Source organism: Caulifigura coniformis (assembly GCF_007745175.1).
In the GTDB taxonomy this organism is placed as follows: Bacteria; Planctomycetota; Planctomycetia; order Planctomycetales; family Planctomycetaceae; genus Caulifigura; species Caulifigura coniformis.
The window spans coordinates 2,533,174-2,559,226 of record NZ_CP036271.1 but is presented as its reverse complement, the minus strand read 5'-3'; the positions used below and the strand labels follow the sequence as shown (position 1 = coordinate 2,559,226).

Sequence of the window (26,053 nt, the reverse complement as noted above, 5' to 3'; positions counted from 1 at the left end):
GGGGGGGGGGGGGGGGGGGGGGGGGGGGGGGCCGGTACTCGGTACTCGGTACTCGGGACTCGGGAGTGCTTTGGCGGATTGGGATTGGGGCGGGGCGAGTCACTTTTTCACAGACGGTCGTCTCTCGTCTCCGCAAGTCATTCTGCGGCAACGACGCGAGCCAACGGCGAATTGGCCCATCTTGAAAAAGTGACCAGCCCTGGGTCTTCGGGCCGATTTCGAGACTCGTCTGGTAGCCTGACTGGCATGGACCTTCCCAATCAGATCAAGCTCATTCTCTTTCTCTGTCTCGCGATGCCGGTGGCGTGGCTGGCATCAGAGTTCCAGGCCCGTCGGGGACTGCGGATTGCGCTGGGATGCTGCGCGATCGGAATGTGCTACGCGGTCGCAGCTGGCGTGGGCTCGTTCGAGCGATTCAACTCGAAAGCGTGGTACGGCAGTGCGTCGAAGGGGCTGATCGACACCACACTTCTGGAACTCGAAGCAGGGAACACCGGGAAGGTGATCGAGGCGCTGAAATCGCTGCATTCGAAGTTTGAGCCAACCTACGAGAATCGCGCCCGGTACGACCATCTCGTCAATGAGTACATCGTCCGGCTGGGGCACAGGCCGGAAGAGCGGCTTGGTCCCACGGACCCGCTTTCGAGAAAAGACGCCAGAGCGATGGAATCGAAGCCTTGATCTCACCTCCGATCCTCCTGGATCGGGCGACAGGCTGGTTCGCTCGCAGGCCCAGGCGCGTCACTCGCTCACGACGAGCATTTCGGTGGCGTCTGACCTTCCAGCGAAGAGGCAACTGGCGAGCGGCAGACGCCCGTTTTGCAGCGGCCGGTCAGTTTCAGGCGGTTCCGTGCGAACAGTCGATAGCCGACGTTGAGCAGAGCCGCGATGCCAGGCAGTCGCGTGGGCGCGACGAGCCAGCGGAGGCCGACGGCCGAGTACAACCGTCGGAACACCTCGACGCCGCTGATGACCGAGCCATCGGGAAGCCGCCCGTGGATCTCGGCCATCAGTTCATCCATTGTCTTGCCGACGGCGGCCGGGTCGAACGTCTCCGCATCAATGTCCGTGAAGCGGATGCGCTGACGCCGATTCCGTCGGCGGAGCATGTCGATCTCGCGCCGGCAGAGCGGGCAGCCGCCGTCGTAGAACACTTCGATTTCGTAGTCCGTCGACATGACCCCTGGGTTCCGGTCGGCCGGAGGCTCGTGTTGTCGAGTCAGCCGGCGTTTCTTTCTGTGGAAGAAACCGACCCGGAACGGGGCGATTAACAGCAATTACGGGCGCGTTGCGGTCCGGGTCGATGCGGGCAGTCCGCGGATGTAGTCCTGGTACTGCCGATCGAGTTCCTCAAAGGGAACGCCGGTCAGTTCGGCGAGCGTGGGATTGTTCTTCCGGACCCGCTGGTCGGCGCTGTAAATGTCGGCCAGGTATTTGACGAGCGCGTCGCGATACCGGCCGTCGCCTGAGTGCATGAAGAAATGGGTGACGCCCGCGGCCTGGGCATAGAGCTGCTGCAGCCGCTTGATACGGGCGGGGCCGTTGACCATGTCGGCGCACTGGAACTCACGCTGGGTCATCGCGGTGAACCGCTCCAGAGGCACGAAAAACTCTTCGTCGACAAGGAACCGGCGAGCCCAGTCGATGCGAAGGTGGCCCGGGTCGCCGACGGTCCCTCCGCGTCCCAGCGGCTGGAACGATTCGAGGTAGCAGGCGAGGCCTTCGACGAGCCAGAAATCGCCTTCGTCCCAGTTGCCGACGCCGACCAGCTTCAGCGAACTCTCGCAGAGAATCTGGTGAGTCATTTCGTGGTACATCGTTTCGGCGACGCGGTCGTTCTCGCCGGGGCGATCGAAGAAGAAGGCGATGCGATCGTCGGGCATATACATGCCGTCGCTGAAGGCCGCCTCCGACTGCTTGCCGACGAGGCGCTTCTGAAACTCCTCGCGCGTCCGGTAGTAGTGGACGATGTGTCGCTTCGTTCCGACCTTGCCGCCGGCCCCCTGGAAGAGCTTCTGCATCTGCTGCGGCGTCATGAAGACCGGGGCGAACTCGCGGACGAAGTAGTCGTGGAACCGTTCGAGCTCGACGCTGATCTCCACGGCCCGCTCGAGGCTGTGGTTCGAGCGGACGTGGAAATGTTCGGAATCGACTTCCCAGGCGTTCGCCCAGTCGGCGCGGATCGCTGCATCGCGATCGGCCGGAAGCCAGCGGCGATCTTTGGCGCGGCGTTCTCCGGCCAGGTACTTGGGGAGATCGTCCGTGGACAGCCAGCCGAAGCGGTCATGCCAGACGTTTCCCTGGACAAGCATCTGCCGGCGGAAGGGAGTGGTCCAGGCGTTCTGGTAGAGGACATAGCCCAGGCTGGTGCGAGCCCCTTCGTGATCGGGATTGCGGTACGCCGCCTCCTGGATGAACCGCCACGCCAGGCTGATCTGTCCGTTGGATTTCGCTTTCTGCCCCAGCTTGTACAGGTCGTTGGCGTAGTCGGATTCGAGCGCCCGCAGGCGCAGGAGACGGTTGCGTTCGGCGCCCGGCAGGTCGGCCGGGAGTGGAGGCGTGGGCGTTTCCGGCAGCTCCATCATCTGCAGCGAGCGGACCTCCGGCGGGCCGGCCAGCGCGCGAAGCCGTTGGGCCTCCGCAGGGTCCTGCTCTTCGGCGGCCAAAATTTCCACCTGGGCCGCGAATCTGGCGTGGCGTGTTTCGTAGTCGCCCAGGAGGCGGTCGTAGAGCGTGTTGCGTGCGGGGGACGCTGGTGGCGCGGCCTGAGCCGAGGGCGGGGGTGAAACGACGGGCAGAAACGCCGCGGCGAGAATGAACAGCCTGCAAATGCGCCGGGGCACGACGTGTCCTTCAACACAGGGATAGCCGGACGGGAAGGGGCCCGAGCCGTCAGAACCGGAGTAATCCGAGTGTACGGCGTACACGGAAGCGGCGGAAAGACGGCTTTCGCCCGAGCGCAGCTGGAAGTGACGTATGGTTTTCTGACGTTTTGGCAGCGGCGCGATGTACCGGCGCGACCCTGCCCCGCGGTTCCTCTCCCCGATGCCGTCGTCCGTTCCATGCAGCACAAGAAGGAAATCCTCGCCCGCGCGCTGGCCGCGACCGGCATCGGCCCGCTCCTGCGCCGGCTGCGACCCTGGAACGGGCTGCTGGTTCTCAACTATCACCGCATCGGCGACGCGGTCGCATCACCGCTCGATTCCGGGGTCTTCAGCGCGACTCAGCAGCAATTCGACGACCAGCTCGCGTGGCTCAAATCGCACGCGGACGTGATCGGCATGGACGACCTGGCCTCCGCACTCGACCGCTCAGGACGGTTTGTCCTGATCACCTTCGACGACGGCTACCTCGACAACTACCAGCTGGCGCTGCCGGTCCTGCGCCGCCATGCAATTCCGGCGACGTTCTTTATTACCACGGGATTCATCGACGGCCGGCGCGTGGCGTGGTGGGATGAAATCTCCTGGATGGTGAAACAGGCGGTCCGTCGCGAATGGCCCGCACGGCTGTCGCACGATGGCACGCCGCGAGCGAATTGGGGGGCCGACGAGACCTCGGCCGTCATTCAGACCCTTCTCCGCACCTATAAGGGGCTGGCGACCGAAGAGGGGCCGGCGTTTCTGGAGGAAATTGCCGAGGCGACCGGCTCCGGACGCTGCCCGGTGACGGACGGATTCGCCCCCTGGATGACGTGGGATCAGATCCGGGAACTGCAATCGGCCGGCCAGTCGATCGGGGCGCATACGGTCACGCATCCGGTCCTCGCCCGTTGCAGCCGCGAGCAGCAGCAATTCGAGATCACGGAGTCGAAGCGTCGGATCGAGGACGTTCTCGGCGGGACGGTGAACTCGTTCAGCTATCCCGTGGGGACCGCGGATGCGTTCACCTCCGAAACGGAGCAGCTCATGCAGGAGGCCGGTCTCCGCTGGGCGTTCAACTTCCAGGGGGGCTACCTGGACGCGACGCACGCGCGCACGGCCGACCACTACAGCCTGCCGCGGATCGCGATGGAGCCGGATTTGAGCGCGCCGCGGTTTCAGGCGTTGAACACGCTGCCGGGGCTGTTTGCCCGCGCCTGAGGGCTGCGACCACGCGGCTTTTGCTCGCCCGGGCAGGGCCTGCCGTTTTCGGAACATGCCCGCCGGGTCGTCGGACTTCGGTCGCGTGACGACCGGCGAGCCCTATAATCCGCAACGATCAATCGATTGTCCTGCGGGAATGTGATGTCCATCTCTGTGGAAGTTTTCATCGTCCTGCTGCTTATTTTGCTCAACGGCTTCTTCGCCGGAGCGGAAATCGCCATTCTGACGGCTCGTCGGGGACGGCTCGAGCAACTCGCGAAACTGGGCGATCGTGGGGCCAAACTGGCGTTACTGCTGTCGCAGGATCCGGGGCGGTTTCTGTCGACGATCCAGGTTGGAATCACGTTTGTAGGAACCCTGGCGGCCGCGTTCGGCGGATCAGAGTTGGCCGGTGATCTCGCCGAGTGGATGTCGACGTCGAAGTACGCTGTCGTCCAGAAGTACCGCGTCCCGCTGTCGCTGGGCGTGATCACGATGGGCATCAGCTTCGTGTCGATCGTGCTGGGCGAACTCGTTCCGAAGCGTCTGGCGCTGCAGCGGGCCGAGCCTCTGGCCCGCGTCGTTTCGTTTCCGATGAGCGTCATGAGCCGGCTGACGCGGCCGTTCGTGGCGATGCTCAGCTGGGTTTCCACGGGCATCCTGTTCGTGTTCCGGCTGAAATCGGAGAACGAGCCGAGCGTTTCCATCGAAGACATCGAGCACCTGATCGAGACGGGCCACGCGGAGGGGGTGTTCAACGTTTCCGAGAAGGACGTGGCGATCGAGGCGCTGCAGCTGGGGGACAAGAAGGTCAAGGATATCCTGCGGCCGCGCGTTGATATGGAGGCCCTCGACGTCGATACGCCGCAGGACGAAGTGATGGGCTCGATCGCCATGGCGGGCTTCTCGCGGATTCCCGTCTACCAGGAGACGCTCGACCAGGTTCTGGGATTCGTCTACATCAAGGATGTCTTCCAGCAGGTCTACCTGGGGCGCCCGGTGGAACTGCGGAAGCTGCTGCACAAGCCGGTCTTCGTGCCCGACACGATGACTCTCGACAAGGTGCTCGAAACGTTCCAGGAGCATCGGACTCAGCTGGCGATCGTCGTCGACGAATTCGGTGGCACCGAAGGGCTCGTCACGATGGAAGACGTGCTCGAGGAACTCGTCGGCGAGATTCACGACGAGCACCGAAAAGACCACATCCAGCTGTACGTCCAGCGGGAAGATGGCTCGTGGCTCGTCGATGGAACGATGCCGATTTACGACTTCGTGGAACTTCTCCAGGACAAGGTGCCGTCCCTGAAACCGCCGGACGACATCAGCACGGTTTCGGGCGTCGTGCTGCAGATGCTCGAGCGGATTCCCCGTGTCGGCGAGAAAGTGAACTGGTTCGGGATTTCGATGGAAGTCGTTGATATGGACGGTGCTCGGATCGACCGGATCCTCGTCGTGCCTCCCAAACCTCCAGAGCCGGAAGGGGGCGGAGAGCCGGTCGAGATCTGAAGTGCTCCGTTCCCCGTGGTCGGGCAGGGGGGCGATTTTGCGGCGCACCGGGTCGTGGAGGGGCGTTTGGAGCACGGCCGCTGGCGAAAACGGCCCTGTTTCGGCCTCTGCCAATTGCATACAGTGATAAGTGTCTGGCGACGGCAGTTGAGGGGACGCCGGACCGGGGCGTGACGCCCGACGCCTCGCGATAGGGAGCAATCGACGTGGAGTTTGATCGGTTTATTCAGTCGACGGGGGAGTGGCTGCGCGGAACGGGCGCTGAATCGGACATCGTCGTCTCGAGCCGGATTCGCCTCGCGCGCAACCTCGTCGAGTACCCGTTTCCGCCGCGGGCGGATGCCGCGGGCCGGGCTGAAGTGGAATCGCTTCTTCGCGAGAGAATCGCCTCGGTCGGCAGCTGCGGAAACCTCGTCTACCAGAACGTCGAGAATCTCTCGCAGGTCGACCGCCAGTTTCTCGTCGAGCGGCAGCTGATCAGCCGCGAGCATTCGGAGAAAGAAGGCCCGCGGGGCGTGGCCATCGATTCCCGCGAATCGATCAGCCTGATGATCAACGAGGAAGACCACCTGCGGATGCAGGTGTTTCGCTCCGGTTTTGCCCTCGATGAGGCCTGGCAGGCGATCAATCGGCTCGACAACGAACTCGAAGAGAACGTCACGTTCGCCTTCAGCGAAGAGTTCGGCTATCTCACCAGTTGTCCCACGAACGTCGGCACCGGCATGCGGGTCAGCGTCCTGCTGCATCTTCCCGCTCTCGTCCTGACGAAGGAGATCCAGAAGGTCTTCCAGGCGATGCACAAGATGAGCCTGGCCGTGCGCGGGCTGTACGGTGAAGGGAGCCAGGCGATGGGCGACTTCTACCAGATCTCGAACCAGATCACGCTCGGCAAGTCGGAGGAGCAACTCGTCTCGACGGTCAAACGCGTCGTGCCGGACATCCTCGAGTACGAACGACGGGTGCGGCAGGCGCTCGTCAAAGAGGACCGCAACCGGCTGCACGACCAGGTGTCGCGGGCCTATGGAATCCTGAAGAGCGCGCAGACGATCAATTCCGAAGAGACGCTGCAGCGGCTGTCGCTGGTGCGGCTTGGGATCAACCTGGGGCTCGTCGACCAGCTGACCATCCCGGTCGTCAACGAGCTGTTCCTCCATTCGCAGCCGGCCCATCTCCAGAAGCTGCGGGACGACGCGGGCGACGCGGCGGATCGCAACGCCGTTCGCGCGGCCTATCTCCGCCAGCGGCTGGTCGAGCCTTCGGCGAACTGATCTTCGCGGGGCGGGGCTGTTGGAATTAGGCTCCCTGAGGCTTCAGATTCCTGGTGGCACAGGCTTTGCCAGTGCGAACCGGATGGGAGGCCGAATTGTTGATTGCACTGGCGGAGCCAGTGGCACCCATTTTTCTGACAGATTCCCTGACGCATGGAAGACGTCGAGCGGACATTGCCGGCTTCCGAACGGCGGCGCGCGTGGGCCCGTGAACAGGGATACTCAGCGCGGAGCGCGGCATTCACCGGGGCGGTTTCTCTCGCGGCGGCGGCCGCCCTGTGGCTGTGGACCGGCCCGGCCGTCGTCGACCAGCTCGCCTCGCGGTTGAAGTCACGTCTCCAGGAACGGCCGGCCCTCTCGCTCGATCTCGATTCCGCCGCTTCCCTCCTGCAGGGCGACTTCCTCGCGCTTGGCCTGTTCGCCGTTTGGGGAATGGCGGCCGTGTGGGGAACGGCCGCCGTGGTCAATCTGGCGCAGACCGGGTTCCAGTGGTCACCGGCCGCGATGTCCGCCGACCTTTCCCGCGTGAACCCGTTTGAAGGGATGAATCGCCTGTTCTCGGCCGGGCAGGTGGTCACCGCCCTGTGGTCGATCGTGGTGCTGGCCGGGGTGGCTGGCGGCGCGTTCATCGCCGTGCAGACGTTCGAATTCAGCCGCGCATGGCAGGGTTCGCTGGAAGCGACGCTGCGCCGAACGAGCGATGATCTGTCGCTGCTGGCGCTGCAGCTCGCGGGGCTCGTCGTTGCACTTTGCGTTCTCGATGTGGTGCGCCGTCGGTGGACGCTCGAGACCTCACTGCGGATGACGGCCGACGAGCAGCGGGAGGAAGCGGGACGAACTCCGGCGACGCGGCGGAGGTGAGGAGTGCGTTGTCGACACGGTCAGCGTCGCCCACGGGTCACTCGACGTACAGGAATTCGCTCGCGTTGAGGAGCGCGGCACAGTAGGTCGTGAGATCCCCGGCTTCGGCGAGCAGCCCGGCATCCTGGGGCGTGGCCGGGCGCGTCAGGACGATTCGGCAGGCGGCGTCAGCCTGTTCCGCGGGCGTCTGGGCCGACCGTGCGATCTCGGTCGCCAGCGATTCTGCGCAGGTCCAGGTGAACTGGGAGTTGAGGAGCGTCAGTGCCTGAGGGGCGGTGGTGCTCTCGTGTCGACGCGGGCAGCTCTGGTTCGCATCGGGCCGGTCGAAGACTTCGAACAGCGGGAACCGCAGGTTTCGTCGAACGAACAGGTACGCGCTCCGGCGCGTGTGTGACGACTTCCCGGGCGTCACGTTCCACTGGTTTTTCAGGAGTGTGGAAACGACTTCTGCCGGCAGCGGCGGGCGGACCCCGGGGCCGAATCGTTCGTCGTTCAAGGAGCCGGCTGCGGCGAGCATGGCGTCGCGGATTTCCTCGCCGTCGAGTCGGCGGCGGGGCATGCGTCCGAGCAGGCGGTTGTCAGGATCGGCCTCGAGCAGCGCGTTCCACCGGGCCGGGTCCGCCTCGGAGCGACCGGCCGTGCGGTAATCGGCTGACGTGACAATGCGCCGGTGCAGCGATTTCACGCTCCCTTCCGATGACACGAATTCGTTGGCCAGCCATTCGAGCAGCTCGGGATGCGAGGGAGGCGTTCCCATCGATCCGAAGTCGTTCGGGTTCTCCGACAGGCCGCGGCCGAAATGATGCAGCCAGATACGGTTCACCATTACCCGGACGGCCAGGCCATTTTCGGGTGAGGCGATCCAGTCGGCCAGGGTTGTCCGGGCCTCAGGCAATGTCGATTCGACGGCGGCCGACCCGGCCACGCGCGGAACGGCCGGACTCACGACAGGGCCGATCCGTCGAAAGTCTCCGCGGGCGTACAGCCGGCTTTCCACAGGCATCGAGGCCGGCTGCACAGCCCGGCCGAGAGCAACGCCTGCCGGCAACGCCCCTTTCAGTTTGGCCAGGTCGCCGTCGATCGCCTTGATGCGGGGGGCATTGATTTCCGGATCTTCGGCCATCAGCCGGTTCCGCTCCGCTTCCAGCTCCTTCCACTTTCCGGACTGTTGCTTCTGCAGTTCGGCGATCGCCTGTCGCTGTTCGGCGCTGGCGAGCGGCTGTTCCCGGAAGAGTTCGCACGGCTCGAAGAAGGCCCTGAGGCGATAGAAATCGAGCTGGCTGATCGGATCGAACTTGTGGTTGTGGCAGGCAGCGCACCCCATCTGCATCCCGAGGAAGACTTCGCCGACGGCGCCGGTCATCTCGTTCAGGACCGTGTGCCTTCGTTCTTCCTGCAGGTTGATGTCGGGCATGTCGGGCCCGCACAGGAGGAAGCCTGTCGCCACGATCGAGGCCGGGTTGTCCGGCTCGACCAGATCGCCCGCGATCTGCCTGCGGACGAACTCGCCATAGGGCATGTCGTGGTCGAACGCATCAATGACCCAGTCGCGATAGCGCCAGGCGTTGGGGCGGATGGCATCAAACTCGAAGCCATCCGTGTCGGCGTAGCGGGCGACATCGAGCCAGTGCTGTCCCCAGCGCTCGCCATAGCGCGGGCTCGCCAGCAGGCGGTCCACGACCTGTTCATACGCATCCGGATCTTCGCTGCTGAGAAAGTCGCGCAGCTCCCCGGGAGTGGGGGGCAGGCCGGTGAGGTCGAAGGTGATGCGGCGGAGGAGTGTTGCGCGGTCGGCCTCGGGCATCGGCCGGAGCGATTTCTGCTCGAGGCGGGCGAGGATGAAGCGGTCGATGGGCGTCCTGCCCCAGGTGGTGTCGGCCACTGCGGGGGGATGGACGGTCGCCAGAGGTCGGTAGGACCAGTGCCCGCGATCGTCGGCCGAGATCGGCGGCTCGTCAGGGGCCGGTTCGTCGGCGAAAAGGCCAGCCGCGCCGAAGACCAGCAATGCAGTGCAGCAGAAGGCAAGGCTTGCAGTGCGACGCGACATGGGTGGCTGCCGTTCGACGAGGGTGCCCCGTCAGCATACCAGTCATGTGGTCCGAGTGCCCATCAGCGAGTGTCGTCGTGTGCCGGCTTCATGAGTTGGGGCGACGTCGGGCCGGAGACGTGCGTCTTTTGCTCACGGCACGGCGGAGGCGCAGGCGCTGCAGTGTCCCTTGATCAGGATCTCGGTGATGTTGCCGATGGTGGAGGCCTGCTTGCGCGATTTGGTGGTGAATTCCATGTCGCCCAGGCAGGTGACTGATTTGCACTCGACGCAGACGAAATGCGGATGCTTCTCCTCGCCCGCATGGGCGGGATCAACCGCCTCGAACCGCCAGACGTGGTCACCCAGTTCGGTCCGGCTCGCGAGACCGGCCTCCGCGAGATCATTCAGATTGCGGAAGACAGTCGCCTTGTCAAAGCCCTCGGGGACGAGGATCTCTGTGAGGTCGGCGTGTGTCAGCGGCGACCTTGAGGCACGCAGTTCGCGCAGGACGCTGATCCGTGCCGGCGTCGCGCGGATGCCGGCCGTCTTCAGCATCGAGCGGATCGTGCGGATTTCGTCTGGCTTCTCTCGCCGCACCTGATCGCTCATGGCTGCCCCCTGCTCCTTCGTATTCCTCAGGAATTCATCGTAGGCCTCGGCAGTCCGCACGTCTATATATATGCATTCGACTTGCAGAAGCGGTTGGGTTGCTGCGGTGGGTTCCAATTCTTTTTGACGCATGCATAGACGCAGCGCCGTCTCCGAAGTATCAACGGGGTCTGATCTGTCGCATTGCGGATGTTTCACGGAGAACGCTCATGATCGATCCCAAAAATCGTCGTCAGTTCCTCAAAACCGCCGCCGTGGGTGGAATGGCGTGGTCGGCCGCCGATTGGGCGTTTCTGGGGACCCTCCCGCGCGTTTCCGCCAGCGAAACGGCCGCAGTTTCGGATCGAGTCCTGTTCACGCCTGAGATCGAGCCGCTCGTCCGGTTGATTGAAGACACGCCGCGTGAGCAGGTGCTCGAACGGCTGGCAGGCGTCATCCGCAAAGGAACGCCCTATCGCGAAGTGCTCGCGGCGCTGCAACTGACGGGAATCCGGAACGTGCAGCCGCGGCCGTCCGTCGGCTTCAAGTTTCACAGCGTCCTGGTCGTGAATTCCTGCCATCTTGCGAGTACGGCGGGCCCCGAGGACGAACGCTGGCTGCCGATCTTCTGGGCGATCGACTATGTGAAGGCGACGCAGGCGGAAGAGGCGTCGAAGACCGGCTGGAAGATGAAGCCGGTGAACGAGGCCAAAGTTCCGCATGGTCCTGACGCGGCGAAGCTGTTCGCCGAAGCGATGGAGACCTGGAACGTCGAGAAAGTGGATGTGGCGACCGCGGGCATCGTGCGTTCGCTGAAGAAGGACGAGGTGTTTGAACTCTTCGCCCGCTATGCCGCGCGTGATTTCCGCGACATCGGCCATAAGGCGATCTTCCTCGCGAACGCCTGGCGGACTCTCGAAGTGATCGGCTGGCAGCATGCCGAGCCGGTCCTGCGATCGCTGGCGTTTGCGATGATGAGCCACGGCAACGATCCGAATCCCGCGAAGAACGACCTCGCGGCCGATCGTCCCTGGAAGCAGAACGCGGCGCTCATCACGGCTCGGCCGGCGACGACGCGGATCGACGCGGGGGCGACGAACGAACTGATCGCAGCCCACCGAATTGGAAATGCGCATGAGGCGGCGAAGAACGCGGCGGAGATCCTGTCGGCGGGCGTGAGCGCCGACAGCGTGTGGGATGGCGTATTCGTCAGCGCGGGTGAACTGCTGATGCGGCAGCCCGGAATCGTCTCCCTGCACGGACTGACCAGCGCCAACGCCCTGCACTACATCGCTGGCCAGGTGAAAGACGAATCGCTGCGGCAGCGGCTGTTGCTGCAGGCCTGCTCGTTCAATGCCCTGTTCCGCGACGCCGCGAAGGGGCGCGGGCAGCTTGCGAAGCTGGCCGTTTCGGACGTGGCGCCGCTGGGCGGCGTGTCGGGCGGCCCGTTCACGGTGGAAGAGATCTTCGCCGACGTCTCTGGCGACAAGCTCCGTGCGTCGCGCAAGCTCTGCAGCTATCTGAATGGCGGCGGCGATCCGAAAGCTGTTCTGGACGCGGCCCGTCGCCTCGTCTTCCAGAAGGGAAGCAATTCCCACGACTACAAGTTCAGCTCGGCCGTGCTCGAAAACTTCGCGCACGTCAGCCCTGAATTCCGCAACCAGTTCCTGGCGCTGGCGGTCTTCAACCTCAAGGGAACGTCCGACAGGGACAGCGGCCTGATCGGCCGGACCCGCGCCGCGCTGCAGGCATAAGGGCCTGCGTCGTAGCAGCGACAAGATCGGAACCGGGGGTACTCGCCCCCGGTTTTCGTTTTGAATCGACTCCCGGCCTATGGCCGCTCTGCCGGTGACCGCTGGAGACCCAACTCCTGAAGCAACGTCACGATGTCCCGGTAGCCTTCGCGGTCGAGCCGGGCATCGGCCTCTTCGTAGGCGCCGGCCAGTCCATCCAGAGCGCGTTCCCACTGTCCTTCGGTGTTGGCTCCTCGAGCGACCAGGAGTGAGATCATGCGCTTCTTCCGCATCACGATCGCCGTGGAGAGTGGTGTTGCGCCATAGTCCTGGTCGCGTCTTTCGATGTTGGCTCCGTGGTCGAGGAGCCACACCAGCATCTCCGGCCTGTCGTCGTAGATGCAGTTGTGAAGCGGCGGCGGGATCACGTCCGGCGATTCGACGGCCGTGGGATCGGCCGCGACGATTCGCGATGCCAGGTTGAAATCATTCGCGTCGATCGCATCGAAGATCGGCCATGGAAAGTGTTGCGGGGGATAGCCATCGATCGGCGGACTGAGATCGAACGGTCCTTGCTTGGCGGCCAGCACTCGAAAGCCCAGGTAGCGTCCGGGGAACGACACAAAGCCGAATCGCTGAGCCGCGCGGCAGAATCGTTCGCTGTTGTAGTAGCTCCCGCCGCGCACGGACCGGGTGGAATTCCGCAAGCAGAACCAGTCCTGGCACCATTCCCAGACGTTGCCCAGCATGTCGTGGAAGCCCCATGCGTTCGGCAATTTCTGTCCGACGGGGTGCGGCGATTCGTTCGCATTCTCGTGGTACCACGCGACGTCCAGGGGTGGACCATGATGCGGTCCTGAGGTTCCGGCCCGGCATGCGTATTCCCATTCCGCCTCCGTCGGCAAGCGGTATGCCCAGTCTTCGGGGAGCACTCCCGCTTCGCGATCGAGATCGGTAAGTGCCCGGCAGTAGTCGGCGGCCGATTCCCATTTCAGCGTCGTCACCGGCGCGTTCGGAGCGTGCTCGTGCTCTGTCGGGTTCACGCCTGTGACGGCCTGGTACTGGGCCTGCGTGACCGGAAACTTCCCCAAACAGAAGTCGCTGGCGAATTCGACGACTCGCTCCTGCTCCCAGGCCCAATGACCGTCTTCGGACTCGGGGCTCCCCATCGTGAAGGAGCCGGCAGGAACCCGGATCATTTCGATCCCGACAGTGCTCCTGAAGTTCGTTGCGGGAGAACTCGCCATGAGTATCACGACTCCTCGAACGAGTTGCCGAAGGCCGGGCTCCTGTCAGGCTTCAGACACGCGGTCGTCGTGGCTTGACGATAAACGCCACCAGGGCGAACACAATCCCGGTCACCATCATCAGCACCGGTTTGCGGCTGCGGATGGCCGCCAGTGCAAATCCGCCGATGCCAAGCGTGACCCATGTTGCGATTGGCGATGGTTTGGCCACCGGCTCCTTCCGGGCGGCAAGCCACAGCCACAGGGCCGACATCAGGATTCCAACCCGGAACAGCGAGGCGCCCCAGAGGTTGTCGAACCGGTCGAATGCCATCAGCCCCAGGCCGCCGACGAGCCCGGCGATGGCGAGGACGCCGACGAGTGGCCGGTTGATGAGGGGAGGACGCGGAGAGGACGCGGTCATGGAACGGCCGGCGTCCCGAGAGGTTGAGCGAGCGGCGGGGCCGGCGGGCGATCCGCATTTCCTTCCAAAGACCAGGCGGTCGCGTCCGCATCCCAGTCGATGAAGGAAACGACAGCGACTGTTCCTCCCTGAGACTCGACCCACGTGGACCAGTCCTGCGACTGTTCGCGGCGGACATCCGGCCTGGCAAATGGATCGAACTCGCGGTTGGCGAGCGTCGCCCGCCGCAGGAGCCCCCCCGCGGCGGCACGAACGGAGAGGCGGGGATGATCGAGGTACGGAGCGATCTCGCCCCACGCCGTCGGCCCCTGCTCTTTCAGTGCTGCGATGGCCTCATCGCGCCCAGGACCATCGACCCGCGAGACGTGCTGAAGCAGGTTCTTCGCCGCGTCGTGACGACTCGCCGCTGTGGACGATTTGAGTTCGACGAGCCATTTCGCGAGGTCGGTCGCCGTCGACTGCGGATTCTTCAGCGTCGCATCAAGGAAGGCCGCATACTCGATTGGCGGCAGATATCCCGACTTCTCGCCGATCACGTTGCCTTCGGCATCCGTGATGACCGTCTGCGGCAGGCCGGTCACTCCGTATCGTGACGCCAGGAGTTCATGCTCATCCACGTCGATCTTGAGGCACACGAACTGGTCCTGCCGCTCGGCGATGAGCGGGCTGGTGAGAGTGTCGGCGGCGAGCTTGCGACACCATCCGCAGGAGACGCTGCCGAAGATCAGGACGCGTGGCCGCGTGTTGTCGGACGGGATCGCGGCCGGGTCGGTCAGGAAGTCGAGCGCGTGTGCGTTGTTCGTGAATGCCGCGGCGCAGAGGCCGACGGCGAAGGCGAGTCGAACACACAGGATTCGGAACACCGACACGCGAGGGCCCTCAGTGAGTGAGCGTGTAGGCGAGGAGGTTCACGTTCACCTGCCGGGCGTTCTGGACTTCATTTCCACCGCAGCAGCAGCATTTGGGACCGGCCTTCCCGGTGTCATTGAGTCCATCGGGGGAGAAGATCAAGGCGATGCGTCCATCGATCTCGAGGCCTTCGAGATGAGCCCGGCGTGAACCCTTCAGCCGCAGTTCGTGGATGTCGTACACCGTGTGGAAAACGGCGTGGGATGGATCGAGCGTTTTGAGCGGTGCGTCCGCGAAGGTCTTCTCGATCTCGGCGCGGAAGCTGTTGTGCCAGTCTTCGTTGCTACAGCCCGCGGATGCGATGATGAATCCGCCGTTCTCAAGGTAGTTCCTGAGGTTCAGCCGCTGGGCTTCGGTGAGCGCGAACTTTCCCTCGCCGGTCAGGATCGCGAACGGACACTTGAACAGGTCCGAAGATTCGAGGGCCGTCGACACGAACCGGGGGTTCGTCCTGATATTCGTCTCTCGCGAGGCCTGGGCGAGGAACTCGCTGCTGAAGCACCTCGACGTCTTTCCGTTGCCGTAGGTCAGGATCGCGCAATTGACGACGCCCGGCTGGAGCGGCCCGGGGGCATTGGCGGCCTCTTCGGGAGTGACGGCGTGATTCGCGTCGGGATCGATCTGGATTCCGGGAAACGCGTCGTTCAGGGATTGGATGACACTTCGAGGCTCCTCGGCCCACAGCGTCGCGGCCCCGAGACATGCTCCTAGGGCGATGGCCCTTTTCGTCCAGCGATTCCCCATCCTCATGGTCCCCTCCTGACACAACGCATCGGTTGATCGTCACATACCGTTGCCCGAGTCTCAAGGGTCGAGTCGATCGCGGCTCGCTTCAGGGGAGCCGCATACCCGTCTTGACCGTTTTTGGCGAACGGCGGTAGCTTCCCGCGGTTTTTGCCGGAGTTCGTCGCCAATTCCCTGGTGACACTTCGCCAGAACGACGCATTTTCCCCATATTTTCAACGTTCGACCGCCTTGTTGCCTGATGTCCGGCCGTTTTGTCCACCGGCTCATCGTGGCGTCTGCGTTTCTCGCAGCGGCCGTGGCGACGGTCTCGGCCGAGTGGGTCGACCAGAGGAAAGCGGGCCCGTTCGAATTGCGGTCAGAGTTTCCGCTGACGGATGACGAAGGCCGGAGTCTGGTTCGCGAGATGGACCTTCTGAAGGCCGACGTCGAGGGGCTTCTGGCGATCAAGGCGTCCGACGACCCGATCCAGGTCAGCCTGTTTTCTTCCGTTCGCACGTACCGTGATCATCTGGCGCAGCGGGTTCCGGAAGGGATGTCGCGGCCGGCGCTGTTCGTCAAAGGGGCGGACATGTCGCGGGTGTATGTCTATCGCCGGAAGGGTTATGCGACGGACGTGCGGCACGAGTGCACGCACGCGGTCCTGCACAACGCGTTGCCGTTCGTACCGCTGTGGCTCGATGAAGGCTTTGCGGAGTACTTCGAGACCCCGGCCGCGGAGCGCGCGTCGGGGAGCCCGTATCTCAGGAGTCTGAAGCGGTCGATCGTGTTCCGCTGGAAGCCGAACCTGCAGAGGCTGGAGGTCCTGGAAGACCTCGGCGACATGCATGAAGACGAATACCGCGAGAGCTGGGCCTGGGTGCATTTCATGGTGCATGGGCCGCAGAACGTGAGGCAGGTCCTCAGCGATTACCTGTACGACATCGAGCAGGGGGATGCCGGCCGGCCGCTGTCGGCGCGTCTTGCCGCCGTCGCTCCGAACTACAACCAGCAGCTCGTTCAACATTTGAAGTCGTGGCGCTGACGGCTGAGCCGTGAGTGCGCGGAGAGTCAGAGTCCTTTTACGCTGGAGGCAATGGAATGCGTCACATCGGAAAATCATGGTGGATGGCGGCGATCGCTGCCTGCGGAACGGCGCTGCCTGCGCCGCTGATGGCCCAGGAGAAGCCGGCCCGCCCGGCGGCTGCCGAAGCGCCCAAGTCTGCCGAGACGACGAAGCCCGACGCTCCGAAGGTTCGCGACGTGGCGCTGGCCGAAGATGGCACGTTCGCCGGCCGGGTTATCAATGACCAGGGCAAGCCTCTCGACGGAGTGGTTGTGAAGCTGGTCCGCAATGAGAAGGAAGTGGCGACGACCACGGCCGATTCGCAGGGGCGTTTCAAGTTCGCGAGCCTGAAGGGAGGCGTGTACCAGGTGCAGACTCCGCAGTCGCAGGCGACGTATCGGCTGTGGCAGGCGGATGTCGCCCCCGCGCAGGCGATGAAGACGGTCGTGGTGAACGGCTCGTCTCCTGTGGTTCGCGGGCAGTTTGGTTATCTCGATCCGGCGACGATTGCGGCGCTCGGGCTGGGCGTTGCCGGTGTGGCGCTGGCCGGTGTGGCCGTGCACAAACTTGATAACCTTGAAGACGACGTCAACAAGATTCCGACGAGCCCGTAACGGCGGGTCACGAGGATGCGGATGTTCATGGCGCTCGCCTTTGCTGCTCGTTCGACTGCACTCCGCCGGGTGTGCGCGCTGGCCCTGGTGCTGTCGGGGTCACACGTGCAGGGGCAATCGTTGAATGCTCCGAGCCCGACGGCGCAGGCGTCGGCGAGCGGTCACAAGTATCCCCCGGTGGACGAGCGGCATCCGCTGGCTCCCGCGCTCAAGCTTGCGCGGGCCAGCCGGAAGTCGCTCGACTCGGTACGGGATTACCAGTGCGTGTTCATCAAGCGCGAACTTCTGAACGGCGCGGTGGTGACGCAGACGATGGAAATGAAGTTTCGCGAAGAGCCGTTCAGCGTCTATCTGAAGAACCAGGAGCCGAATCCCGGGCGCGAGATCCTGTTTGTCTACGGCCAGAACGACAACAAGCTCCTGGCCCACGAAGGGAGCGGGCTCAAGTCGCTGGTGGGGACGGTGCCGCTGGCGATCGACGCTCCACAGGTCCGGGCAGAGAACCGGCACCCGATTACCGAGATCGGGATGCGGAAGCTGATCGACAAGGTCATCGCGCAGTGGGAGTACGAAGGGCAGTTCGGCGAAACGAACGTGCAGTACTACCCGGATGCCAAGATCGGCGGGATGTCGTGTCCGGCGATTGAATGCACCCATCCGCAGCCGCGGCGCCAGTTCCCGTTTCACGTGACGCGGCTGTACATTGATGCGCAGGCGAACCTGCCGGTGCGGATCGAGAACTACGGTTATCCGGCCGCGTCAGGCCAGGAACCGCCGCTGGTTGAAGAATTCACGTACGTCAAGGTGCGGACCAATGTCGGCCTGGCAAACGAAGACTTCTCGGCCAAGAACCCGGCGTACAAGTTCTGAGCGATTGCGGGACCACCTGCTCTGTTCGACAGATGCCGCTCCGGGCGTCCCCTGCTAGCATTCCCGCGACCGGCAGAACCGTTCGCCGGGCGAGTGCGAGTTGAATTCAGGGAGAAGCTGATGCGCGGGATCTGGGTGCCGATTGCGTTCGCCGTGGCGACCGCCTGTTTCTGGGGAACCTATGGCCCGGCGCTCGGCAAAGCCCGTGGAACGGAGTGGAGCCCCTTCAAGCCGTACATGTTCATCGGCGTGGCCTACCTGGTGTGGGGCGTGATCGGCGGACTCGTTTGTATGAAGCTGTTTGGAGACAGCTTTTCCTTCAGCGGGACGCACTATCCCGCGGCAAAGTGGGGGTTCCTGGCGGGCTCGCTGGGAGCGTTCGGCGCGCTGTGTCTCACAGCCGCGGTGTTCTACGCCATCAAGGGGAAGTTTGGAGGTCCGGCGCTCGTCATGCCGATTGTGTTCGGCGGCGCCACAATGGTGAACGCCATTACCGACCTCGTCCTGATGAAAGAGCGGCCCAACGTGAATCCGCTGCTGTGGGTCGGGATGCTGCTGGTGATGGCGGGGATCGTGCTGGTCCGCCTGTACACCCCCGCGCCTCACGCGCCGCCGAAGCCTGCGACTCCAGCTCCGGCGGCGGCAGCCGCGAGCGCGCCATCCAATTCCTGAGACCAATCAGCTTTCGACGAATCAACTGTCGCTCGACCGTTTTCGACGGAGAGCGAGCGACGCCCTGGATGCGATCCCCCGGGCTTTGTTCGGGGGATCTGCTTGCGAACGCGGCTCGAAGCCTGCCCTGTGACTCCTATGTACGATCGAAACCAACTCATTGAAGTGTTCCGCCAGCGGGCTCTGAAGTTTGGCGACTTCACGCTCGCCTCGGGCAAGAAGGCCAGCTACTACCTGGACGGCAAGCAGGTCACGCTGCATTCCACGGGTCTGCGGCTCGTCAGCCTGGGGTTCCTCGAACTGCTGAAGAACACGTCGTTCGAAGCGATCGGCGGAATGTCGATCGGCGCCGATCCGCTGGTAGCCGGTGCGTTGACCGTGGCCGCGGATCAGGGACGTGAATACGCCGGCTTCCTGGTACGGAAGGAAGCGAAAGGGCATGGCACGCAGAAGTTCATCGAAGGTCCGGTGACTGCCGGGATGAAGGCCGTGCTGCTGGAAGACGTTGTGACGACAGGCGGCAGTTCGCTGCTGGCGGCCGAGCGGGCACGGGATTTCGGCATGGACGTCGTGATGGTGGCCGCAGTGGTCGATCGCATGGAGGGGGGCCGGGAGGCGTTCGCCGCGAAAGGGATCGCCTTCCAGTCGCTGCTGACGATCGAGGATTTTGGCATCACTCCGCCGACGGCGGGCGCCGCAAAGTAGGTGCAGATTCGGCCGGGTTTTCAGAGCCCTGCCGCCACAGTTGCGATCGAGTTCGGCATCGCCGCTTCCGCCTGGACGGGAGTCACTTTGCGGGGATCCTTCGAAGCTCGATGCAGCACTCCCCCCACCGGGGAGCCCGGAGCCGACACGAAAACACCCCGGCACTGGTGTCCAGATGCCGGGGTGGTTCAGGCGAGTTTCAAGGTTTCGCAGCCGGTTACTTCGAGGCTTCTGCCGCGGCCGAGCTGTCGATCGGATCGAGCGGGAGCGGCGGCAGGACGATCGGCGTCGGGCTCGAGACCGTCGTCGGCCTGGGGGCCAATTCGTCCGCGGCGTCGGGCTTGGATCCCTTCTTCTTCGTGCCCTTCGAGATTTCGAACGTCGGCAGTGGTGGAACCGGGAGGGCTCCCACTGTGACTTCCGGAACGACGGGCGGCTTCTCGTCCGTCGCGGCGGGGGTGTCGATCGGCGTCGGGTTCGGCGGCGTCGCGGCGAGTCCGACCGGCTTGTCAATCGGCAGCGCTGAAGGGGGCCGCTTCGGGTCAGACGGTCCGGAGCCTGGCGCCGGGAGCGTCGGCAACACGAGCGACTCAACTTTGTCGGGCGTGTTCGCCGCCACGCGGGGTTCTTCCGGCATGGGGACAGGGCTGGCCGACTGGTTGGACGGAATCGGCTTGGGCGTGTCGACGGCCACCTTGGGTTCGGCTGTGCTGCCGGGAGGCGGTGTCGGGATGGCCGTCGGCATGGGAACCGGAGCCGGTGTGTTCGCTGGCGCCATCACGACCTTTGTCTCACCCGGGGGCGCTTCTGCGACAGGGCGCGGCGGCGGCGGATTCGACGGCGTGGCCGCGACCGACTTCGGGTCGATCGTCGGTTTGGGTGGCGCGGCAGCGGGCGGCGCCGTCTGTGGCTTCGGGGTGCGAGCCAGTTCCGACTCGAGCGGCCTGGGATTCTGCGGCGTGATCTGCTTGGGAGTCACGCGCTCGCGGTAGAGGGTGATCGCGTGGACGGCGTGGTACAGCGGGCCCGGGTCGATTTCCTGGTTGCTGAACTGGATCAGGTCGACCGCGACGCGATAGACGCCGTAGCGAACCCAGTTCTGCTTCAGGTCCTGTTGCGGCACGGCCATCATCAGCCACTCGAGCATGTGTCCGCTCGATTTCAGGCGATCGGTCGGGTCATCAGTGTGCTGCTTGGGTTCGCGGAAGAACGCGGACGAGAACGATCCGTCGGCATTCATTCCGGAGCTGGCCTCGGCGATGTAACGCTGGATTTTCTGGTCGGCCTGGAGCCAGGTGCCGGTGACCTTGCCGTGTTTCTGCAGGTACGAGTTGCGCGCGTAGGCGAGGGCGAAGAGGCCGTGGGTTCCGCCGCAGGGGGCTGTGGTGACGTTCTGGCCCGTCTGCATGGCGACGAGTTTTTCCATTCCCCAGCGTTCGCCGTTGTGGTTTGTCCAGACGGCGTCGGGCTCGAGGTAGTGCGTGAGGAACCAGAGGGTCCAGCTGATTTCTTCGTTGGCGTTCACCATCATCTGGGCGTGGCGAACCATCTCCGCCATCGTCACGTATCCCTTACCGCCCGCGACGCCGAATTTATGGTCGAGCGGCAGGTTGGACATCGTGAGCAGCGACAGGAACTGGTTGACGTGCCCTTCGAAGTGGTAGGGGACGGAGAACGGATGGGCGCGTCCGCCGAAGCGGGTCGCTTCAAACCAGGCTTCCCCGCGGAACATCGGGTTGCGGGAGAGCCACCCCAGGGCGTTGACGGTGCCGCGCGGCGTCCTGAGTTCGAGGTTGTGCCTGAGGGCGAGGACGCCGTGCATGATCTGCCACGGCGAGTTCGGGTTGCCGTTGGCGGATTCCGCGACGAGCAGACGGCGCTGGCTGAGGCGCAGCGCTTCATCGACATACTTCATCAGCGGGTCGGCATTCTGCACCGCGGGAGTCGCGGCCGGGGCCTGCTTCTGCTGGCTGAACTGGGCAGGGGGCGCCTTGGGAACATCGGAGGGGAGCTGGCCGGGAGGCGTCTTCTCCTTCTCATCCTGCTTGGCGTTGCGCGCATCGCGGCGGCGGAAGAGGATTCCGATCGGGTTGATGTCCTCCTCCTGACCGCGGAGGACGACCGCTGCTGTCGCAACGCTGAACAGAACCGACAGGCCGCCCAGCCAGCGAACGGTTCTTGATGATGAAAGTTTACGAGTCATCCGCAGCGCCCTTCCCTGAGCGACATTGCAGTCCTTGGCCACCTCCGGGAATCGCGCGATCCGTCCGCGGCTCCCGGGCAATTTGCGCGGAAGCTATCTGATCGGAGAAACCCGGAAAAGGGCGGATTTGGTCACCCGGTCCAGTGGATCGGAGGCGAGGCCGACCGTTGCAGAATCGAACAGCTTTTGAAAATGGTCCGATACCGCCGTCACGCGCCCGGGGTTTCATGTCGTGTTCCAAGTGACACCCCCTCGGTGAGCAAGCTCATGAAACGAATGGCATTCGGGATGGTCTGCGCGTCGGCGCTGACGTGGATCGGTCCCGTGAAGAGCGACGAGCCGGTCCAGGAGCCCGCGAAGCTCTTTGAAACGCTCGACAAGAACAGCGACGGGACGCTCGTCGACGACGAGATCGGCGAAGATCGCAAGCGGTTTTACGAGCGGCTGGTCCGCGTTGGGGACAAGAACGACGACCACAAGTTGAGCCGCGAAGAGTTCGTCGCCGCAATGACGCATGAGGACAAGCCGGTCGAGGCTCCCCGCGGGCGGTTTGGCAGCGATCGCCCGATGTTTTCGCCGGGCCAGATGTTCGAACGGATCGACCGGGACAAGGACGGCAAGTTCACGAAGCAGGAGATCCCGGAACAGGCGCCGGCTGAAATGCAGGAGCGACTTGAACTGGTGTTCACTGCCTCGGGGAAGAGCGAATTGACGCGTGAGGAATTCGAGAAAGTGATGGCGAAGTACGGTCCGCCGGGGGGCCGCGACGGTCGACGGCCGGAAGGGGCGGGCGACCGCCCGCGTCCTGAAGGACGTGAGATGGCCCGGGAAGACGGCGATCGCGGACCGGGACCGGGCCGAGGAGATGGCCCCGGACGTCCGGATGGCCCGCCTCGACCTCCGGAAGGGGACCGCATGGAACGTGGGGACCGCCCGGAAGCACGGGGATTCGGTCGCTTCGGCGAGGGACGGCCGATGAGCCCGCTGATCCGGGTCCTTGATCGCGACGAGAATGGAAAGCTGAATCGCAGGGAGCTCGCGCGGCTGGCCGACCGATTCGAAGAACTCGACCGGAACTCAGACGGCGAACTCGATTTTGCCGAGCTGGCTGGCGGGCCGTTTGGGGGATCGGAGTTCCGGGGCTTTGGCCGGCCGGGCTTCGGCGGACCGGACGGGATGCGTCGTGAAGGGGGCGACCGTGATCGCGAAATGGTCCGCGACGGTGAACGGCGGGCAGAGGGGCCGCGCGATGGTGACCGGCGTCCTGACGGACCGCGGGACGGCGACCGTCCCCGCCCGGAAGGAATGCGCGACGGTGATCGACGTCCGGAAGGTCCGCGCGACGGCGATCGGCCGCGTCCCGAGGGGGCACGCGAAGGTGATCGTCCGCGTCCTGAAGGTCGTCCGGAGGGTCGGCCGGAAGGAGGCCCGCCGCGTGGGGAACGGGGACCTGGCCGTGACGGCGAGCGGCCTCGAGACATCTTCTCCCGGCTCGACCGGGATGGGGATGGCAGTGTTTCGAAGGACGAAGCTCCGGACCGGATGAAGGAACGGTTCAAGGACCTGGATGGCAACGGTGACGGCCGGATCAGTCCCGAGGAACTGCGGGAAGCGATCGCCCGGGAATTCGGCGCTCCGAGTGAGCGTCGGGAACGTCGCCCCGAAAGCGACGAGTGAATCCTCCGCTGAGCCGGGGCGTGCCTCTCCGACAATCCAGGCACGCCTCGGCTCGATTTTCGACGCCCGAAGCCCGGCTTCTGCCCAGGAAGCCGGGCTTCTTTGTTGAACGGCCGTGAATCGTCTCCCTCTTCGAACTACGCTGAATTGCCAGCCGTTTGTTCGCCCAGGAGAAATCGGGTCTCGTGTCAGCAGGTCCGCCGGATCACAGCCCTTTGCTGCCAGTCCTGAAGGACCCGCGCGCTCCGTTCAAGCCGCTGCCGCTCGTGGTTCGCTGGCTGGTTCGCGTCACGCGGGCCCTCATCCTCGCAGCGGCGGCATTCCTGATCGCCCAAAGCAACCACCGCCGGGACCAACCGAGCGACATTCCTTTTGAAGAGACGTTGCGACTGTTTCCGACCGCCGCTCGCCTCGGCCCCCATGTGCCGATCCTCAACGGCTGGAAGGTCCTCGATTCGGCTGGAGTAGAACTGGGAGTCGTCCTGACGACGTCCCCCCAGTCCGATCATCTCGTCGGTTACTCCGGTCCAAGCAACCTGCTCGTCGGTCTCGACCCCAACGGCGGCATCACGGGCGTCAGTCTGCTGTGGAGTCGCGACACGGCCGAGCATGTCGAGCAGGTGAGGAATGCCTCGACCTACTGGACCCAGTTCCGGGGGTGGAACCCTGCCAGTGGCCAGCGGCCTGCCATCGAAGCGGTCAGCGGGTCGACGCTGACCAGTCTGGCAATGGCGGAGTCGCTCGAAGCACGGCTGGCGGGGCATGCGACCTCACTGCGGTTTCCGGATTCGATCACACTGGCCGAAGCGCAGGAGGTTTTTCCGACCGCCACGAACCTGAAGTCTGATGCGGGCCGCGCGGGCTGGGTGGAAGTGCGGGGGCCAGAAGACGCCACGCTGGGCTATCTGCTGCGGACATCGCCGGCGGCGGAAACCGTCCGGGGATACAGCGGACCGACTGAGGCGCTCGTCGCGGTGGACTCATCGCGCAAGCGTGTCACCGCGGTGCGTCTGCGCAGCAGCTACGACACCCCTGAATACGTCGATCGCGTCCGCGATGACGAGGGTTTCCTCGATGGACTTGCCGGCAAATCGATCGACGACTGGACTCGCATCGACTTCAACACCTCGGGCATCGAAGGGGTGTCCGGAGCAACGCAGACAAGTTTTGGACTGGCCGAAGGGGTTCGCCGTCGTCTGCAATCGGAAGTCGAACAGGCGACGCCCAAGGCCATCGGCGCGACCTGGAAGCTGCGTGACCTTGGGCTGCTGGGGATCGTGACTGGTGGTCTGGCGATCACGTTTGTTCCGATGCTGGGAGGGCGTCGGGTGCGGGAAATCTGGCAGCTCGTCCTGGTGGCTGCTTTCGGACTGTGGCTGGGTGACATGCTCTCGATGTCCCTGCTTGCCGGCTGGTCGAGAAACGGGGCGTCGTGGTCGACGGCGCCGGGCCTCGTGGCGCTCGTTGCCGTGGCGCTGGTCGTTCCGTGGTCAGCCAAGCGCCAGGTCTACTGTCACTCACTCTGTCCGCATGGCGCGGTCCAGGAATGGCTCGGGCGAAATCGGCGGCTGCACATCCGGCTGCCGCGGCTACTGAATCGGGCGCTGGGACTCCTGCCCTGGCTCCTCCTGATCGCTGCGTTCGTGCTGGCCCTGGTTCGACCGCAGTTCAACCTCACCTGGCTCGAGCCATTCGACGCGTGGGTTCTCGGCCCCGCGGCCGCCGTGTCGATGCTGGTCGGCCTCGCCGGGCTGGTGGCTGCGCTCTTCGTTCCGCAGGCCTACTGCCGGTTCGGCTGCCCGACGGGGGCGCTGCTGAAGTTCGTCCGGTCACACGGCACGGCCGACCGCTGGTCGGTTCGGGACCTGCTGGCGATGGCCACGGTGGGGATTGCCGCCGCATGGATGTGGTGGCCGGTGGAGGCAGGCTCCGACGGCGGCGCCGTGCCCCGCGTGGCTGGTCCTTCGACGCTCACCGGGCGGGCGTTCGGGACGAGCTGGACGATCAAGATCCGCGATCCGCTGGGGGGGACGGCGACGCTTCAGGATCAGGTGACCGCTGAGCTCGAACGGATCGAAGCGACTCTGTCCCATTGGCGTCCCGGGTCGGAAACGTCGCAGTTCAACAGCAGCGAGACGACGCTCGAAATCGAGTGCTCGAAGGAACTCGCCTCGCTGGTGTCCCAGGGCCTCGAGCTGAGCGAGGCGACCAGCGGCGCGTTCGACATCACCGTCGGTCCGTTGGTGGATGCGTGGGGCAACGGTCCTTCGGGGCCAAAGGCCGAGCCGCCTTCGAATGAGACGATCCGAACGTTGCTCGAGTCGATCGGATGGCAGAAACTGGCCGTGGAGGAGATGGTCCCCTCGCTGCAGAAACGGGATCCTCGTGTGCAGATCGATCTCGGTTCGCTGCTGCAGGGCCACGCGGTCGACCGGGTGTATGACCTGCTGCGGACGGCGGGCCTGAAGGAATTCCTCATCGAGATCGGAGGGGAACTGCGGTCGTCCGGGGCGTGGGAGGTGGGGCTGGATCCGGACGCGGGCGCGTGGGCGACGCCCCGCCTGACTCTCCGGGACCAGGCGCTCTCCACAAGCGGCGTGTATCCTCGCGGCGGCAGCGGTGCTAACAAGCACCTGCTCTCAACGCTGACCGGCCGGCCGGCGGAGCCGCGGTGGCGGGCGGTGGCGGTGATCGCGCCCACCTGTCGCGAGGCCGATGGCTGGGACACTGCGCTCCTGATGGCCGCGGATGCGCAGGCGGTGGCCAGGCTTCGCGAACTTGGCGCCCAGCTCATTCCGAGTGGAGGGGGCGGGGCGATTCAGACGGGCGCGTGGCCGGAACAGAAGTAGGGCGACAGTGTTCAAGCACCCCGGCTGCTGCGGAGCAGCCGGGGTGCTTTGCATTCGGGGCGGTCC

At 64.7% G+C, this 26,053-nt stretch carries 22 protein-coding genes; 13 read left to right on the top strand and 9 right to left on the bottom strand.

Translation table 11 applies throughout. The features are described 5' to 3' along the window. Positions 1-246: 246 nt before the first annotated feature. A complete protein-coding gene (locus Pan44_RS10140; protein ID WP_145029763.1) occupies positions 247-681 on the top strand; it encodes a hypothetical protein in 435 nt (144 codons plus the stop codon). A 68-nt stretch (positions 682-749) separates the two neighbouring features. Here Pan44_RS10140 and Pan44_RS10135 read toward each other — a convergent pair whose 3' ends face one another. Further along, a complete protein-coding gene (locus tag Pan44_RS10135; RefSeq protein ID WP_145029761.1) occupies positions 750-1,178 on the bottom strand; it encodes a thiol-disulfide oxidoreductase DCC family protein in 429 nt (142 codons plus the stop codon). A 99-nt stretch (positions 1,179-1,277) separates the two neighbouring features. Further along, positions 1,278-2,843 (bottom strand): hypothetical protein, encoded by a 1,566-nt coding sequence (locus tag Pan44_RS10130; RefSeq protein ID WP_145029759.1) that lies wholly within the window; start codon positions 2,841-2,843, stop codon positions 1,278-1,280. Positions 2,844-2,912: 69 nt separating this feature from the next. Here Pan44_RS10130 and Pan44_RS10125 point away from each other — a divergent pair, with 69 nt between their 5' ends. From Pan44_RS10125 to Pan44_RS10110, 4 genes are all read left to right on the top strand, one after another. Next, a complete protein-coding gene (locus Pan44_RS10125; protein ID WP_145029758.1) occupies positions 2,913-4,082 on the top strand; it encodes a polysaccharide deacetylase family protein in 1,170 nt (389 codons plus the stop codon). A 144-nt stretch (positions 4,083-4,226) separates the two neighbouring features. Next, complete coding sequence (locus tag Pan44_RS10120) at positions 4,227-5,570, top strand: hemolysin family protein (RefSeq protein WP_145029756.1); 1,344 nt, start codon at positions 4,227-4,229, stop codon at positions 5,568-5,570. Between the two features lie 206 nt (positions 5,571-5,776). Continuing rightward, positions 5,777-6,838: a protein arginine kinase gene (locus Pan44_RS10115; RefSeq protein ID WP_145029753.1), complete on the top strand. Its 1,062-nt coding sequence runs from the start codon at positions 5,777-5,779 to the stop codon at positions 6,836-6,838. A gap of 153 nt (positions 6,839-6,991) precedes the next feature. Then, the gene (locus Pan44_RS10110) at positions 6,992-7,699 is read left to right on the top strand and encodes an EscU/YscU/HrcU family type III secretion system export apparatus switch protein (protein WP_145029751.1); all 708 of its coding nucleotides are present in this window, start codon (positions 6,992-6,994) and stop codon (positions 7,697-7,699) included. 37 nt (positions 7,700-7,736) lie between these two features. Here the strand turns inward: Pan44_RS10110 and Pan44_RS27345 are convergent, their stop codons facing one another. Together Pan44_RS27345 and Pan44_RS10100 are read right to left on the bottom strand one after the other, a co-directional pair. After that, on the bottom strand, positions 7,737-9,746 hold the full coding sequence (locus Pan44_RS27345; RefSeq protein ID WP_197453994.1) for a DUF1549 and DUF1553 domain-containing protein: 2,010 nt from the start codon (positions 9,744-9,746) through the stop codon (positions 7,737-7,739). Between the two features lie 132 nt (positions 9,747-9,878). Beyond that, complete coding sequence (locus Pan44_RS10100) at positions 9,879-10,469, bottom strand: Fur family transcriptional regulator (RefSeq protein WP_231754271.1); 591 nt, start codon at positions 10,467-10,469, stop codon at positions 9,879-9,881. A gap of 77 nt (positions 10,470-10,546) precedes the next feature. Here Pan44_RS10100 and Pan44_RS10095 point away from each other — a divergent pair, with 77 nt between their 5' ends. Further along, the gene (locus Pan44_RS10095; RefSeq protein ID WP_145029750.1) at positions 10,547-12,070 is read left to right on the top strand and encodes a hypothetical protein; all 1,524 of its coding nucleotides are present in this window, start codon (positions 10,547-10,549) and stop codon (positions 12,068-12,070) included. A 77-nt stretch (positions 12,071-12,147) separates the two neighbouring features. Here Pan44_RS10095 and Pan44_RS10090 read toward each other — a convergent pair whose 3' ends face one another. The 4 genes from Pan44_RS10090 to Pan44_RS10075 are packed head-to-tail and all read right to left on the bottom strand — an operon-like array spanning position 12,148 to position 15,358. Beyond that, positions 12,148-13,296 carry an SUMF1/EgtB/PvdO family nonheme iron enzyme gene (locus tag Pan44_RS10090; protein ID WP_145029748.1) on the bottom strand — a complete coding sequence of 383 codons (1,149 nt, stop codon included), beginning with the start codon at positions 13,294-13,296 and terminating at the stop codon, positions 12,148-12,150. Positions 13,297-13,348: 52 nt separating this feature from the next. Further along, the gene (locus tag Pan44_RS10085; RefSeq protein WP_145029746.1) at positions 13,349-13,699 is read right to left on the bottom strand and encodes a hypothetical protein; all 351 of its coding nucleotides are present in this window, start codon (positions 13,697-13,699) and stop codon (positions 13,349-13,351) included. Further along, complete coding sequence (locus Pan44_RS10080; RefSeq protein WP_145029744.1) at positions 13,696-14,568, bottom strand: thioredoxin family protein; 873 nt, start codon at positions 14,566-14,568, stop codon at positions 13,696-13,698. Before Pan44_RS10080 ends, Pan44_RS10085 begins: the two co-directional genes overlap by 4 nt. Before the next feature lie 10 nt (positions 14,569-14,578). Continuing rightward, positions 14,579-15,358 (bottom strand): DUF4159 domain-containing protein, encoded by a 780-nt coding sequence (locus Pan44_RS10075; RefSeq protein WP_145029742.1) that lies wholly within the window; start codon positions 15,356-15,358, stop codon positions 14,579-14,581. Between the two features lie 235 nt (positions 15,359-15,593). On the opposite strand from Pan44_RS10075, the gene Pan44_RS10070 reads away from it, so the two are divergent. The 5 genes from Pan44_RS10070 (at position 15,594) to pyrE (ending at position 19,258) form a co-directional block, all read left to right on the top strand. Continuing rightward, the gene (locus Pan44_RS10070; RefSeq protein WP_145029740.1) at positions 15,594-16,376 is read left to right on the top strand and encodes a hypothetical protein; all 783 of its coding nucleotides are present in this window, start codon (positions 15,594-15,596) and stop codon (positions 16,374-16,376) included. Between the two features lie 56 nt (positions 16,377-16,432). Then, positions 16,433-17,011 carry a carboxypeptidase-like regulatory domain-containing protein gene (locus Pan44_RS10065; RefSeq protein WP_145029738.1) on the top strand — a complete coding sequence of 193 codons (579 nt, stop codon included), beginning with the start codon at positions 16,433-16,435 and terminating at the stop codon, positions 17,009-17,011. A 27-nt stretch (positions 17,012-17,038) separates the two neighbouring features. Next, a complete protein-coding gene (locus tag Pan44_RS10060; RefSeq protein WP_145029736.1) occupies positions 17,039-17,881 on the top strand; it encodes a DUF1571 domain-containing protein in 843 nt (280 codons plus the stop codon). Positions 17,882-18,001: 120 nt separating this feature from the next. Continuing rightward, the gene (locus tag Pan44_RS10055; RefSeq protein ID WP_145029734.1) at positions 18,002-18,553 is read left to right on the top strand and encodes a hypothetical protein; all 552 of its coding nucleotides are present in this window, start codon (positions 18,002-18,004) and stop codon (positions 18,551-18,553) included. A 138-nt stretch (positions 18,554-18,691) separates the two neighbouring features. Further along, positions 18,692-19,258: an orotate phosphoribosyltransferase gene (pyrE, locus tag Pan44_RS10050; RefSeq protein ID WP_145029732.1), complete on the top strand. Its 567-nt coding sequence runs from the start codon at positions 18,692-18,694 to the stop codon at positions 19,256-19,258. Between the two features lie 217 nt (positions 19,259-19,475). Here pyrE and Pan44_RS10045 read toward each other — a convergent pair whose 3' ends face one another. Further along, on the bottom strand, positions 19,476-21,461 hold the full coding sequence (locus tag Pan44_RS10045) for a hypothetical protein (protein ID WP_145029730.1): 1,986 nt from the start codon (positions 21,459-21,461) through the stop codon (positions 19,476-19,478). A gap of 267 nt (positions 21,462-21,728) precedes the next feature. Between Pan44_RS10045 and Pan44_RS10040 the strand changes: the two genes are divergently transcribed. Both Pan44_RS10040 and Pan44_RS10035 read left to right on the top strand, forming a co-directional pair. Further along, on the top strand, positions 21,729-23,138 hold the full coding sequence (locus tag Pan44_RS10040; RefSeq protein ID WP_197453993.1) for an EF-hand domain-containing protein: 1,410 nt from the start codon (positions 21,729-21,731) through the stop codon (positions 23,136-23,138). Positions 23,139-23,323: 185 nt separating this feature from the next. After that, a complete protein-coding gene (locus Pan44_RS10035; RefSeq protein ID WP_145029725.1) occupies positions 23,324-25,987 on the top strand; it encodes an FAD:protein FMN transferase in 2,664 nt (887 codons plus the stop codon). Positions 25,988-26,053: the final 66 nt, after the last annotated feature.